A 14,673-nucleotide genomic window follows, 5' to 3' on the forward strand; every position below is an offset into this window, starting at 1 on the left:
GAGCCTTAGGCTCCTTTTTTTTTGTCCGTCATTAACTGACTTCATTTTTGTCAATCTCAGCTTAATATTACTTTTCGAGTGCAAAGGGTATATATCCTGCCCGCTGACTAAAATTTAACGTTAAAAGTTGCTATAAGCGTTTCTGCCGAAGAAATGCCCCAATAAAAGATGATTGCTAGATAAAGTTCTGCCACTTAACATGTGATTAAAACGTGTTAATTGTAAGAAAAAGTAAAACGTATTGATGCGTGGTCACAGCTAGGTAAACTACCCCTAATTGAATAAAGCAGTATGTTGGGAAATTCATGAAAAAAATAACAATAATTGTACTAATTGCATTAGCTGCAGGTTTTGGATATCAATATTATCAGCAAGATAAAATGGTTCAGGTTAAAAAAGCGCGGCCAACACCGAATGTTGTCGTTGCTAAAGCATTGATGCAGCCCATTCGTGATGAGGTAGAGGCACTAGGAACCAGTAAAGCCAACGAATCGATTACGGTAACACCTAAAGTGACAGAGGTCGTGACTAAGGTTAACTTTGAAGATGGGGATCTGGTGGAGAAAGGTCGCTTAATCGTGCAGCTACAAGATAGTGAGCAACGAGCGCGAGTGACGGTGGCAAAAGTTAAAGTCCAAGATCATCAGCGTGAATTGGACCGAATTAGCTCGCTAGTCACTAGCCAAACAATTGCAGAACTTGAGCGTGATAGATTACTAACACTCATCGATACCGCCAAAGCAGAATTAGCCCAGTCGCAATCAGCATTAGCCGACCGCCGTATAACGGCACCTTTTTCGGGCGCGCTTGGCTTACGTCAAGTGAGTGTTGGCGCATTAGTCTCTCCTGGTAATCCCATTACTACATTGGATGATATTTCCGTCATTAAGTTGGACTTTTCTGTTCCTGAACGTTTTTTACAATCTTTAGCGATTGGCAAAATAGTTGAGGCAACAGCAGTTGCGTTTGACGGCGAGATGTTTATGGGTGAAGTGATCTCTATTGATAGTCGCATTAACCCCAGAACGCGTACCGTTATTGTACGGGCTGAGATCCCAAATCCTAAACGTCGTTTACTGCCTGGTATGTTGATGAAGGTAAAACTCATTAAACAAAGCCGAGAAGCTCTAATTTTACCCGAGTCAGCGATTATTCCTATTCAAGATAGACACTATGTTTATTTGGTCAATGACGAAGGCGTGGTAGAGCAAAAACAAGTGTCTCTTGGCTTACGTAAACGTGGTTGGGTTGAGATCCTTGATGGTGTTGCGTTAGATCAGCAAGTTGTGATCCGCGGTATTTTGAAAGTCCGCCCAGGTGACACCGTTAAAGTCACCTTTAGCGAGAACTTTAGCTTTCGAAAGCAAGCTAGCGTGGAGCCTGTGGCATGATCTTAACTGACATTTCGGTTAAGCGGCCGGTTTTCGCTTCAGTTATCAGTATTTTGTTAATCATCTTCGGCTTAGTGGCATTTGAAAAACTGCCCCTACGAGAATATCCTAACATCGATCCCCCTGTTGTTTCTATTCAGACTAACTACCGCGGTGCCAGTGCTGCGGTGGTTGAAAGCCGAATTACTCAGCTTATTGAAGATAGAATTAGTGGTGTCGAAGGGATTAAACACATTAATTCATCAAGCAGCGACGGTCGCTCTCGTGTCACTCTGGAATTTGATGTTGGTCGAGACATCGAAGCTGCTGCAAATGATGTCAGAGACCGAGTCTCAGGGCTGTTAAATAACCTTCCTGAAGAAGCCGAACCGCCAGAAGTACAAAAAGCCAATGGTGGTGATGAAGTTATTATGTGGCTCAATTTGGTGTCAGATCAAATGAATACATTGCAGCTGACTGATTATGCAAGGCGCTATCTTGTCGACCGTTTTTCTGTCATTGATGGTGTGGCAAATATGCGTTTAGGCGGGGGTAAAGTCTATGCAATGCGAGTCTGGATCGATAGACAAGCGTTGGCCGCAAGAAACTTAACCGTTGCAGATATTGAATCGGCATTAAGATCGGAAAACGTTGAATTACCCGCAGGCAGTATTGAGTCTAAAGAGCGTCATTTTACCGTAAGACTGGAACGAAGTTATCGCAGTGCAGATGACTTTGCTAATTTGGTCCTTGCCGAGGGCGATGACGGTTACTTAATCAAGCTAGGTGATGTGGCAAAGGTTGAGATCGGCTCAGAAGAGGAGCGTATTACCTTTAGAGGCAACCGTGAGGCGATGATTGGTCTTGGCGTGTCTAAGCAATCTACTGCCAACACCTTAGATGTTGCCCGCGCAGCTAATGCCTTAGTTGATCAAATTAACCCGACGTTACCCGCTGGCATGGAGATAAAGCGCTCCTATGACAGTTCGGTGTTTATCGAAGCATCGGTAAAAGAGGTTTACCAAACACTGTTTATCGCTATGACGTTAGTTATTACGGTGATCTACCTGTTCTTAGGCAGTGTTCGTGCCATGCTTATTCCCGCACTAACGGTACCCGTGTCGCTAATGGCGACTTTTATCGTGCTGTATGCGTTAGGGTACACCATCAACCTACTGACGCTACTGGCGATGATCCTCGCGATTGGTATGGTGGTTGATGACGCGATTGTGGTGCTCGAAAATATCCATAGACGAATAGAGGAGGGTGATACGCCGTTAAAAGCAGCCTATCTAGGCGCTCGTGAAGTGGCCTTTGCGGTTGTAGCCACGACATTAGTACTGGTAGCGGTGTTTATGCCAATTACCTTCCTTGAAGGCGATTTAGGTAAGCTATTTAAAGAGTTTGCGGTCGCCATGAGTGCCGCTGTCATTTTCTCTAGCATTGTGGCGCTGACGTTAAGCCCAATGATGTGCTCTAAAGTGCTCAAGCCTGCCGGTCAGTCATCTTGGCTGGTAAGGAAAATAGATAATGGCATGAACAAGCTATCTGCGGGCTATCGAGCGTGGCTGAGAAAGGCGATGTTGCATCCGTTTATCGTGTCATCATTTATTCTCATCGCCTTAGTGAGTAGTGCCTACCTTGCTACAGAAGTACCGCAAGAGTTTGCTCCAAGAGAGGATAGGGGATCGATGTTCCTTATCGTCAATGGTCCACAGGGTGCGAGCTTTGAATACATCGAATCTTATATGGATGAGATTGAGAACAGGCTGATGCCGTTAGTCGACTCCGGTGAAATAAAACGCTTACTCATTAGAGCGCCTCGCGGCTTTGGCCGTAGCGCTAATTTTTCTAACGGTATGGCGATCATCGTTTTAGAAGATTGGGCCGTGAGACGCAGTGCCTTCGATATTATCGGTGACATTCGCGGACGTTTGTCAGATTTGGCAGGCGTGCGGGCCTTCCCTGTAATGCGTCAGGCATTCGGCCGCGGTGTGGGTAAACCGGTACAATTTGTGCTGGGCGGACCAAGCTATGATGAACTCGCTCGCTGGCGCGATATTATTATCGAAAAAGCGAAAGAGAACCCTAACCTTGTTGGGGTTGATCATGATTATAAAGAGACCAAGCCACAACTTCGGGTGGTGATTGATAAAGATAGAGCCGCTGATCTCGGTGTGTCCATTGCACATATCGGCCGAACACTCGAGTCGATGTTAGGCTCAAGGCTGGTGACAACCTTTATGCGTGATGGCGAAGAGTATGATGTCATTATTGAAGGTAATCGTGACAATCAAAATACGGCAGAAGATCTGGAGAATATCTATGTACGTTCAGAACGTTCAAAAGAGCTGGTGCCGTTATCTAACTTGGTGAGTGTTGAAGAGTTCGCCGATGCAAGCCAACTTAACCGCTATAACCGCATGCGAGCCATCACCATTGAGGCTAACCTCGCCGATGGTTATAGCTTGGGTGAAGCGCTTGATTATCTGAACGATCTCACTCATGAGTATCTCCCCGCCGAAGCCATCGTAAGTTATAAGGGTCAGTCATTGGATTACCAAGATTCTGGTAACTCAATGTACTTTGTCTTTATCTTAGCGTTAGGGATCGTATTCTTAGTGTTAGCGGCGCAGTTTGAAAGCTTTGTTCACCCGGTGGTGATTATGCTGACCGTTCCGCTAGCCACATTAGGTGCGTTAATCGGCCTATGGGCGACCGATCAAAGCCTCAATATTTATAGCCAAATTGGTATCATAATGTTGGTAGGACTAGCGGCTAAGAATGGGATCTTAATCGTTGAATTTGCTAACCAACTTCGCGATAAAGGCGTTGAGTTTCAAAATGCAATTATCCAAGCATCTAGCCAACGTTTACGACCCATCTTAATGACAGGGATCACCACCGCAGCAGGCGCTATCCCCTTGGTAATGGCAGAAGGTGCTGGCGCAGAAACTCGTTTTGTTATTGGCGTGGTGGTGTTATCAGGGATTAGTTTAGCGACCTTCTTTACGCTATTTGTTATTCCAGTGGCTTATTCATTGCTGGCTAAGAATTCAGGCTCGCCAGAGATGGTTGCCCTGCAGCTTGAAAAAGAGTTGGCGGAGTAGGTGATATAACAGAATATGTGAGAAATGGACAATAAAAAAGGCGCTATAAGCGCCTTTTTTATTGTCTGAATGATAAGTAAACTATAATTAAAACAGCAGGATAAACCTACTGCGGTTTATCGCCTTTATCATCTTGCTCTTTTGGTTCATTCTGATCTGTTGAATCTGTTGAATCTGTTGAATCTGTTGAATCTGTTGATTTAGGTTTTTTATGATCTTTACCAAATTGCGGCATCTTGTATTTAGCACTGTATTTAAGCACGGCTAAATTACTGGCGATAACCCCAATGACTAATAAAATAAGTAAGCCAACTTCTAAATCAGACATCATCTTACCCTCTATTTAATCAACGGCTAAACGAGATTCACAAATTCGAATATCTTCAGGTGTATCAACTTCTGGAGAGTCAAATGCACTGATGGCCACTTTGATTTTGTAGCCGTGTTCAAGTGCGCGCAATTGCTCTAACTTTTCTAAATCTTCCAATCGACCGAGTGGCAACTTGGCAAACGTGTGCACAAACTTACGTGTGTAAGCGTAGACGCCTAAGTGCTTATACACTGGGTAATCGTCGGTATCACGGCCAAAAGGAATGCGTGCGCGTGAGAAATACAATGCATTAAACTCATTGTCGAACACCAGTTTTACATGTTTCGGATCGTTGAGCTCTTCCTCTTCGGTAATTTGAAAACCGAGAGTTGCCATTCCGAACTCACCTGGGTGACGTTCAAAAAGGCTAATAATTTGTTCAATAGAGATGGGGTCTATTAGTGGCTGATCGCCTTGGAGGTTAACCACTAAGTCATCTTCTGCAAGACCCAACTGGGTAATCGCATCTTCGATACGGTCGGTACCTGAAGCGGCCTCTATACTTGTCATGATAACCTTACCACCGAAACCTTCGACCGCATCTTTTATACGCTCGTCATCGGTTGCGACGTAGATATCTTTAAGCCCTTTGGCTAGCGATGCACGCTCGTAAACATGCTGGATCATCGGCTTACCGTTAATTGGAGCCAGTGGCTTGCCAGGAAAACGACTTGAGCCGTATCGCGCAGGGATTAACAAGGTTACATTCATTCAATTTACCTAATAATAAAATTAATGGGCTTCTGTATAGAAGCCCATTTAGCATCTAAAGAGGACTTAGATACGACGGAATAGCTTTGTCAGCATTTCGTCTGTTACTTTCTCTTCCCAGCCTGCGCCGTAAACATTGTCCCAAAGTGGGCCCATGCTCTTAGTGACTGCAACCATCTTCGCGATAGTTTCATCTGGCAAGTCTTTACAGATATTCTTTGGTAGGACGATGTTATGTGTATCCATCATCTTACGGAACTCTATAACGCCTTCTGGGTAGAACTCTTCAAGTACGTCAAACGCTAAGCAGTTACCGATCCCGTGATGGTAACCAAGGACATAGCCTAGACCGTAAGAAACCGCGTGACATGCGCCTACTTGGCTATAAGCAATGCTCATTCCGCCCATGTACGATGCCATCATTAGCTTGTCATCTTTCTCTGCATGATCGTCGATGAAGACTTCACGGCAAAGATCCATCGACTTTTCAGCGAAAGCTTTGGCGAATTCGTTGAGGTAGGTACCTTCGAGTGATTCAACGCAGTGGATGAAGCAATCCATACCGGTATAGAACCACTGATCTGTTGGCACCCCCGCAATGAGTTCAGAATCCATAATGATCTGATCAAATACTGTGTAATCTGAATTCAAACCTAGCTTACGCACGGGTCCGCACAGTACTGCAGTACGAGATGCTTCAGCACCGGTACCCGATACTGTTGGTATGCCGATATGGTGGATAGCTGGATTTCTAATTAAATCCCATCCTTGATAGGCAGCACTGCCACCTTCATTAGTTAGCATCAAGGCAACCGCTTTAGCCAAATCAAGGGTAGAACCGCCACCAAGACCGATAACGCTAACCGGAAGCTTAGTGTTAAATGCTTGTACTTGCTCAGTAAGTGCATCAACTTGTACAGTTGATGGCTCATCATCTACATTAACGTAGATAAGTAGATCGTGAGCTTTTACCGGAACACGGCCACTTAGCGGCTTGTCTTGGTGCACATCGTCGACCAGAAAGACCACGAAATCATCTTCGTTTTTGCGTTCTTCAGCGAGAACAGTATCTAGCTGTACAAAAGATCCGCGACCAAAAATCATTTTTGGCACACATTTGAAATTTTTAAAACTCATTACAACATTCTCCGTTGAGATTATTACTGTAAAAAGTGCAGCCGGATTATAATCAATCCGACGGCGAATTAAATGCTATTAAGCGAAGGCGCGCTTAATATTCTCAATACGTTGGCTTATCTCATCTTCAGTCCAAGAAAGCTTGATCAACATAGAGATAGTACGGCTCATAATCGCATCAGATTTAGGCACAGACACTTTAGTATAATCAGGTCTATCTTCGATTAATGTGATCGGCAAAGCTGCAGGAGACTTAAGCTCTTGGATATGCTTCCAGTTGTTTAGGTAATGCCAATTATTGATATACCAGTAGAAACAACCATCAACGCCATTTTCAGCCAGTTTCTTGTTGATCTCGATAGTACGCGCTTCTGTTGGCATAAAGAAGGTTAAGAAACCTGCTGAATCGCCTTCTGGATCGGGTAGTTCACGGAAAGTGACTTCAGCAATATCGGCCATCGCATCTTTGATGACTTTCTTATTGGTACGTTGAATATCAATGATTTTATCAAGCTTACGCAGTTGCGCTAAGCCCATCGCTGAGTTCAATTCTGAGATACGGAAGTTCAACCCCATCATTGGGTGACCTTCAGCGCCGCGATCGCTGCCGACGTGGTCGTGACCATGGTCAGAGAACATGTGCGCGTTGTTGTATATGGTTTCATTGTTAGTGATTACCGCTCCGCCTTCACCACAGGTGATGGTTTTAACAGAATCAAAAGAGTAGCAACCTACATCACCGATGGTACCAAGCGCCTGACCTTTATAGCTGGCGCCAATGGCTTGGCAAGCATCTTCAAGAATAATCAAGTTGTGCTTAGCACAAACAGCCTTAATCTCATCCATCTTACCCATAGAACCACACATTTGAACGAGGTTAATCGCCTTAGTCTTAGGTGTGATAACGGCTTCAATGCCTTCTGGAGATAGACACAATGTTTCGTCGATCTCTGCAAAAATAGGGACTGCACCTGCCATGAAAACAGCTTCAACTGAAGCTACAAAAGTGAATGGCGGCACAATGACTTCGTCGCCGGCACCAATGCCTGCAGCTGCCATCGCAGTTTGTAGAGCGGCGGTACCGCTTGACACTAGGTGAGCATGCTTTGCGTTCATTTTTTCGCAAAGTAGGGCTTCCATCTCACGAGTCTTCCAACGATCATTGCGCATATGATCGAAGTTATAACGGAATGTAAAACCATTATCCATTACATCTGCAACTTCCTGCTTCTCTTCAGGACCAAATAATTCAAAACCAGGCATGGAAATTTCCTTAGAATTCACTGCGCTCATAAGCGCTAAAAATAACTAATGGATTATAACTGTGATATGGGGGTAACTGCGAGATTTCTTAGCAATTTTATACTGATTAATGCCAATTACAGCTAATAATGGCGGATTTATGGCTTATCGATGTGGATGTTTTGTTTGCGAGAGTCACCGTCGCCCGTTTAAGTTTGACTGTAAATCAGTTGTGATAGGCTAGAACCTCAAACAGACCGTGGTTGTCTATTGTTAGTTTGCGGTGTTAAAGAGCATAAAAAAGGCTATCGGCCCAAAAGAGCAGATAGCCTGTATATAAGTGAAAAATGGCTTAGTCTTTATTCATTTCGCTGTCTTGATTTACAGTAACATCTAGATCTGACAGTAGCCCATTTTCAACACTGTATATCCAACCGTGAATCGCGACTTCTTGACCTCGATGCCATGCTTCCTGGACTATGGTGGTACTGCGAACGTTATCGACTTGCTCCATCACGTTGAGCTCGCACAAACGGTCAAAACGTTCAGCATCCCCCATCTCTGATAAAGCTTCTTTATGCAGACGGTGAATATCGCGTATGTGACCTAACCAATTATCAATTAACCCGAGTCTTTCTGTGCCCATCGCTGCCTTAACACCACCGCAGCCGTAATGTCCTACCACCATGATATGTTTTACTTTTAACACATCGACGGCATATTGAAGTACCGACAGGCAGTTAAGATCGGTATGAATAACCATGTTGGCTATATTACGATGAACAAACACTTCGCCAGGCATTAAGTCGATGATTTGATTAGAAGGGACTCTGCTATCGGAGCAACCAATCCATAAATACTCTGGGTTTTGCTGTTTGGCCAATTGTTCAAAAAATTTGGGCTCCTCTTTGAGAATGCGTTCAGCCCAGCGTTTATTATTATCAAAAAGCGGTTTTAGTAATTTCATTCTGCTCTTATTTTCAGTCAGTTAACTAGAATGTTTATGCAAGCCAAGCATACCATCTATTATTGGTCTTGCTGGTCTATTCAGTCATTGTTGTTGGTGTTCTACCATTAATAAAATAGTAGAACACAAACCTTAACTGGTTGTTAAATAATGTTGCGTTACGGTAATGGTTCTATTGATTATGTCATTAAGCGCTAATTTGTCGCCGTCAGAAACTCAATGAGATGCTGATTTACAAACTCAGTCTGCTCTAAAGTCGATATATGGCCAGCATCAGGAATATGGATAAATTTGCTGCCATCAATGGCATCGTGCATCAGATAACTTTCCAAAACAGAACGGGCTTTATCTTGCACGCCAGCCATAATCAAGCAAGGTAAAGTCAAATTTTCAACCTCTTCTAAGGTATCCCGTCGTCCAAAAATCATCTTACCCAAACGGTATAGAGTGTCTATTTGCTCATTGTTGATGCTTGCTAATGTTAATTCAAACTGATCAACGAGCTGGGGGTTAGGTTTGTCTGCAAAAAAGAGCGGGATAATCGTTGCACGCAGCGCCGGAGATAGTCCTTGTTCGTGCTTTATGACATCAAGCATGGCGTAGTATTTGTCACGAGTGATCTCAGGCTCGAAACCAATAAAGCTATTGAGCATCACTAAACGTTTTACCCGTGTTGGTGCAAGTAGCGCAAGTTCCGCTCCCCACATAGCGCCAACAGATAAGCCGATAACCGAAAATTCAGTAACGTCTAAAGCATCCATTAGCGAGAGCATCTGAGCTGATATATCGCGTAAATTACGGGTATTGGTTGGCATCGCATTCGATAAACCATGACCCCAAAGATCAGGTACGATACAGCGGTATTGTTGGCTTAAAAGTTCAATCTGCGGCGCCCACATTTGCGCGTCCCACAGATAACTGTGACCCAATAAAAGCACTGGGCCTTGGCCGATATCAATATAGCTAATGGTTTGTTCATCGATGCTGTATTGCTGTCTATGGCTGGCAAAATCTAGATTTTTCACGGTTTATTCTCTGTTAATTCTGACGTTATTTGCGATTAATGCTGATAGATGATTATAACGGGATTGGCGCAACCCGGAAAACATATTCTTGCGTTAATTCTTTGAGTCTTAATAAGATCTGCTCTTTGTGTAATACCGCCGATCCTTGAAGAACTTCAGACAAAGTATCGACATCGAAGGCATCAACATAATGCTTAGATACAGGGTAATAACTCAAATGCCATGGTTCTGCACTTACGCCACTAAGCCCTTGTTGAAAAGGCAAATAAAAGCCAAAGCGTTGCGCATTTTTAGCTAACCATAAACTAAGGTGATAGCAGGGGCCGTCTAATTGATATTCCTGCGGAATAAGCTGTAAGTCGCGCGTCGATACTTTATGGCTGTCAAAAATATCGAGGTCAGTACCCCAATGGTGTCTTGAAGTTCCCGGCAGTGCCGACCAAAGCAATATAAGTTCTACAATCTGCGCTGCCGTTTTGCCGTTGATATCTACTGGCTGTGAGTCTTTGTTTAGCAGAGCTCTAGTACCACTGGCTTTAGCATTCCAAATTAACTGTTGCCTGTCGAAGTCTCGAAAAGCAGAGCAGATCCCTATCGCTATACCTTCTTGTGCAGCAGCCGCGCGCATCTTTTCAAATGCTGCAGCGGTTTGTTGCTCAAGAAAGTAACCGCAGCGCTCAACCAAATGAGCACTGCTGAGTCCATAAAGATGAGGCGCATCTACTAGCACAACAGGTTTTCCAAAATAGCTTCATAGCACAGGGCGAGCTGTTCAAGATCTGTGACTTTAACGCATTCATTCACTTTGTGAATGGTTGCGTTGACCGGGCCCAATTCAAGCACCTGCGCGCCAGTTGGTGCGATAAAACGGCCATCGGACGTTCCACCAGAGGTCTGAGGATCAGTGTCTAATCCGGTCACTTTTTTAATGGCATCGCGCGTGGCATCAAGCAATGGTCCGTCACCCGTTAAGAAGGGGAGGCCATTGAATATCCAGTTGATATCATAATCTAATCCGTGCGCATCGAGTATGTTAAGCACTCGCTCTATCAATATTTCAGCGGTAACTTCGGTAGAGTATCTAAAATTAAACATCACCTCTAGTGCACCCGGTATGACGTTTGATGCGCCAGTGCCACCATTGATATTCGCTATCTGAAAACTGGTTGGTGGGAAGAACTCATTACCGTTATCCCACTTCATGCGGGCGAGTTCATCAAGCGCAGGAGCTGCTTTGTGAATGGGGTTATCTGCTAGGTGAGGGTAGGCGACATGGCCCTGGATCCCATTGACGGTAAGATTCCCGGTTAAGCTTCCACGACGGCCATTCTTAACGATATCACCCAGTTTATGGGTTGAAGAAGGTTCACCGACTAACGACCAAGTAATCTTCTCGTTACGCGCTTCTAAAGTGTCAATGACACGAGTGGTGCCATTGATAAATGGTCCCTCTTCATCACTGGTGATTAGAAAGGCGATAGAGCCTTTATGATCGGGATGCTTTTTAACAAAGTTCTCTGTCGCGACCACCATTGCTGCGAGGGAACCTTTCATATCGGCTGCGCCGCGGCCATGCAAGTAGTCGTCAATGACGACCGGTTCAAAAGGGGGGGTGTGCCAACGATTAAGGTCTCCAACAGGGACGACATCAGTGTGGCCTGCAAAGCAGAACACCGGTTTTTTGGTGCCTCTTCTAGCCCACATGTTAGTGGTGTCTTCAAACAGCATGTCTTCGATGTTAAAGCCAGCATCGCTGAGCCTCTTGGCCATCAAGGTCTGACAACCTTCATCGAGTGGTGTAACGGATGGGCGAGAGATTAAATCTTTAGCCAATGCCAGTACTGGGGAATCTTGAGACTGGCTCATAGGTTAAACCACGCTTTATATTCAGCTTCTTTAAAGCCGACATTCACTTTACCGCCGCCCACGAGAACTGGACGTTTTATCAATGTTGGATAAAGTACCATTAACGCGATCGCTTTCTTTTCGTTGATGTCATTTTTTTCTGTATCAGTTAAATTTCTAAAGCTGGTGCTACGCTTATTAAATAATGCTTCCCATCCTACGACCGCTACCCACTCCTCGACTTGCTCTACAGTTAGCCCATGTTCACGAAAATTATGAAAATCAACGCTGAGATTATTTTGTTCGAGCCATTTACGCGCTTTACGTACTGTGTCGCAGTTCTTAATGCCGAAAAGTGTCAAAACGGGTGCTCCATTATCTGTTTTATTAGTGAATTGCATTGTGGCATTGGTTTAATAAAGCCTCAAGGACGAAATAGTTCAGTTTAGTATTATTGAGTTTTATTCAACTGATAGGCCGCTAAATGTGAATGACATTGTTAGGGCAGCAACATGAAAGCAACAAGAGTCTGCTGCTTTTCATTCGTTTTTTGATAGATTAAAACGGCAATTGAGCTTATCGCAACCAAAAACTATGACCAGATAGCCAATATGCTCTTTAATTAGAGCATCGCTGAAAAGATAACGTCTTTACCCGCTTCTAAGTTGCCCTGTTTTTTATCCAACCCTTGTACATCTTCCATATTGGCGATAAGTACAGGTGTTAATAAACTATCAGCATGTTCTTTCAGGTACTCGATATCGAACTCTAATATAGGTTCGCCCATTTTGACCTCTTGCCCCTCTGCTGCGAGACGTTTAAAGCCATTACCTCTGAGCTCGACCGTGCCGATCCCAAAGTGAACAAAAATTTCTAGTCCTTGTGGAGACTCAATACTAAAGGCATGGTTTGTCTCAAATATTTTTCCAATAGTGCCATCTATAGGCGCAACAATATGCTGCCCAGTGGGTTCGATGGCTAATCCATCACCGACAATTTTTTCTGAGAAGACGGCGTCGGGTACTTTTTCGATAGCAACAATCTTGCCGGATACGGGTGCATATACATTTACGCTGCCCGCGATGTCTGTTTGTCCGGAAATAAGACGTCTAATGCGGCTTAAAAATCCCATCTATTTGCCCCTTGGAATCATTATTATATTCAAATTAGACTGCAGTTATTATATCTCTATAAACTAAGACCTGTTAGATAAAGATTTAATTCCTCGATTCTTTTTATTTTGCGAGCGCGTTTAGCCATCTCTATACACGCCTTATAACTAATCGCTCTGATCGCAGACTTTACCTCCAACAATGAGGCTAAATTTACACTTAGTTCATCAATCCCCATACCCACGAGTAACGGTGCAACGATAGGATCGCTGGCCAGTTCGCCACAAAGAGAGACTTTTACATCGTGTTGCTTTGCAGTGTCGATACACATTTGAATCAAGGTTAAAATAGCGGGTGAAAGTGAAGGGTAGTCTCGTGTTAGTTGTGGATTAGTTCTGTCCGCTGCCATTGCATATTGTGTTAAGTCATTAGTTCCTATACTGATAAAATCAAGCCTTGGCAGCATTGATTCCAGATTGATCACCGCAGCAGGAGTCTCAACGACAATGCCAATACTTAGCTCACCATAGCCTTTTTCCTCTTCGTTTAAGTGGCTTTTACATTGTTCAATCAATTCAAAGAGTGTGTCTAACTCCTCAACTTGATTGATCATCGGGAACATCAGCCGAATAGGCCCATGATTCGATGCTCGCAAAATAGCTTTTAGTTGGGTGGTGAGTATTTCTGGATGAGCGAAGGTATAACGGATCCCGCGGATCCCTAATGCTGGATTGTCCTCACATGTGGGGTTTAGGCAGGGTAACTCTTTATCTGCACCGACGTCTAGCGTGCGTATGGTGAAGGTTTTCCCATCCATCAGATGCAGTGCGTCGCAATAAAAGTGATACTGTATTTTTTCATTTGGAATGGTGCTGCTATTCATCAACATGAACTCGGTACGAAACAGGCCGATCCCTTCAGCACCCACATCGGTAAGATGACTTATTTCGTTTAAACTGCCTACATTCGCCAGTAATCCGACACTGTGCCCATCAAGGGTTGTGGTTGGAAGATCTTTCAGCAGCAAGAGTTGTTGCTTATGCGCTTCGTCTTGTTGGCGTAGATGGGTCAGTCTTGCGACGGTTTCAGCTGTAGGTTTTAGGTGAAGCTCGCCGTCGATAGCATTGAGTACAACAGCATCACCATCATTAATTTGTGAACGTTCGAAGCGGCAGCTTAACAGCGCTGGGATCCCAGCGCTGCGCGCCAAAATGGCGGTATGGCTTGTTAGCCCGCCAGTGTTAAGTACTAAGCCCGCTATGTGTTGTAGCGGTAGCATTGCAAATTCAGCGGGGGTCAGATCATGGGCCAAAATAATCGTTGCTTCGGTTAACTGGCTGAGATCTAGGTGTTGCGCGCCGCTGAGTCTGGCGATTAAACGGCTTCCGAGGCACATCACATCTTGTGCTCTGTTGGCTAAATAGGGGTCCTCTAGTTGCTCCATTTCAGCAGCCTGATCAGAAAAGACTCTTTCAATGGCTACAGCAGCATTAATTTGTAACTGACTAATTTCATTGACCACCACCTCTAGCAACGACTCATCATCAAGAAACAGTATGTCTGCCTCTATAAGATCGTAATGTTCAGTACCCACTTCAAGCTTTGCTAGCCCCTCTTCTAAATGGCATTTTTGCTTATTGAATGCCTGCTCTAGCTTTCGTTGCTCATTGGGGATTTGCGCTGGGGATACCCGTCGATAGTCAATTTTTTCATGGTGAAGGTTGAGGTGTAGAGCTCGACCAAACGCGATACCTGACGAAACAACAATACCTTTAATCGACATG

13 protein-coding genes are annotated in these 14,673 nt (G+C 44.3%); 2 read left to right on the plus strand and 11 right to left on the minus strand.

What is annotated here, in order from left to right:
• The first annotated feature begins 305 nt into the window (after positions 1-305).
• Together L2755_RS00775 and L2755_RS00780 are read left to right on the plus strand one after the other, a co-directional pair.
• A complete protein-coding gene (locus L2755_RS00775) occupies positions 306-1,391 on the plus strand; it encodes an efflux RND transporter periplasmic adaptor subunit (protein WP_248978835.1) in 1,086 nt (361 codons plus the stop codon).
• A complete protein-coding gene (locus tag L2755_RS00780) occupies positions 1,388-4,480 on the plus strand; it encodes an efflux RND transporter permease subunit (RefSeq protein WP_248978836.1) in 3,093 nt (1,030 codons plus the stop codon). Before L2755_RS00775 ends, L2755_RS00780 begins: the two co-directional genes overlap by 4 nt.
• A gap of 106 nt (positions 4,481-4,586) precedes the next feature.
• Here L2755_RS00780 and L2755_RS00785 read toward each other — a convergent pair whose 3' ends face one another.
• The 11 genes from L2755_RS00785 to ptsP form a co-directional block, all read right to left on the minus strand.
• Positions 4,587-4,808, minus strand: a complete 222-nt coding sequence (locus L2755_RS00785; protein ID WP_248978837.1) for a DUF2897 family protein — start codon at positions 4,806-4,808, stop codon at positions 4,587-4,589.
• A gap of 15 nt (positions 4,809-4,823) precedes the next feature.
• The gene (gene kdsB, locus L2755_RS00790; protein WP_248978838.1) at positions 4,824-5,561 is read right to left on the minus strand and encodes an 8-amino-3,8-dideoxy-manno-octulosonate cytidylyltransferase KdsB; all 738 of its coding nucleotides are present in this window, start codon (positions 5,559-5,561) and stop codon (positions 4,824-4,826) included.
• Between the two features lie 66 nt (positions 5,562-5,627).
• Positions 5,628-6,698, minus strand: coding sequence for a 3-deoxy-alpha-D-manno-octulosonate 8-oxidase KdnB (gene kdnB / locus L2755_RS00795; protein ID WP_248978839.1), 1,071 nt, complete (start codon positions 6,696-6,698; stop codon positions 5,628-5,630).
• 78 nt (positions 6,699-6,776) lie between these two features.
• The gene (gene kdnA, locus L2755_RS00800) at positions 6,777-7,961 is read right to left on the minus strand and encodes an 8-amino-3,8-dideoxy-alpha-D-manno-octulosonate transaminase KdnA (RefSeq protein ID WP_248978840.1); all 1,185 of its coding nucleotides are present in this window, start codon (positions 7,959-7,961) and stop codon (positions 6,777-6,779) included.
• 331 nt (positions 7,962-8,292) lie between these two features.
• A complete protein-coding gene (gene can, locus L2755_RS00805) occupies positions 8,293-8,907 on the minus strand; it encodes a carbonate dehydratase (RefSeq protein WP_248978841.1) in 615 nt (204 codons plus the stop codon).
• A gap of 194 nt (positions 8,908-9,101) precedes the next feature.
• Complete coding sequence (locus tag L2755_RS00810; protein ID WP_248978842.1) at positions 9,102-9,932, minus strand: alpha/beta fold hydrolase; 831 nt, start codon at positions 9,930-9,932, stop codon at positions 9,102-9,104.
• 52 nt (positions 9,933-9,984) lie between these two features.
• On the minus strand, positions 9,985-10,662 hold the full coding sequence (locus tag L2755_RS00815) for a M15 family metallopeptidase (protein WP_248978843.1): 678 nt from the start codon (positions 10,660-10,662) through the stop codon (positions 9,985-9,987).
• Positions 10,656-11,798, minus strand: coding sequence for a succinyl-diaminopimelate desuccinylase (gene dapE / locus L2755_RS00820; RefSeq protein ID WP_248978844.1), 1,143 nt, complete (start codon positions 11,796-11,798; stop codon positions 10,656-10,658). Before dapE ends, L2755_RS00815 begins: the two co-directional genes overlap by 7 nt.
• Positions 11,795-12,139 carry an arsenate reductase gene (locus L2755_RS00825; RefSeq protein ID WP_248978845.1) on the minus strand — a complete coding sequence of 115 codons (345 nt, stop codon included), beginning with the start codon at positions 12,137-12,139 and terminating at the stop codon, positions 11,795-11,797. The genes dapE and L2755_RS00825 overlap by 4 nt, the downstream gene beginning before the upstream one ends.
• 260 nt (positions 12,140-12,399) lie before the next feature.
• Entirely contained in the window at positions 12,400-12,909 is a 510-nt protein-coding gene (crr, locus tag L2755_RS00830; RefSeq protein ID WP_248978846.1) for a PTS glucose transporter subunit IIA, read from the minus strand.
• A gap of 56 nt (positions 12,910-12,965) precedes the next feature.
• The gene (gene ptsP / locus L2755_RS00835; RefSeq protein ID WP_248978847.1) at positions 12,966-14,672 is read right to left on the minus strand and encodes a phosphoenolpyruvate--protein phosphotransferase; all 1,707 of its coding nucleotides are present in this window, start codon (positions 14,670-14,672) and stop codon (positions 12,966-12,968) included.
• Position 14,673: the final 1 nt, after the last annotated feature.

Origin of the sequence: Shewanella abyssi, from assembly GCF_023284025.1 — a bacterium.
Taxonomy (GTDB): domain Bacteria; phylum Pseudomonadota; class Gammaproteobacteria; order Enterobacterales; family Shewanellaceae; genus Shewanella; species Shewanella abyssi.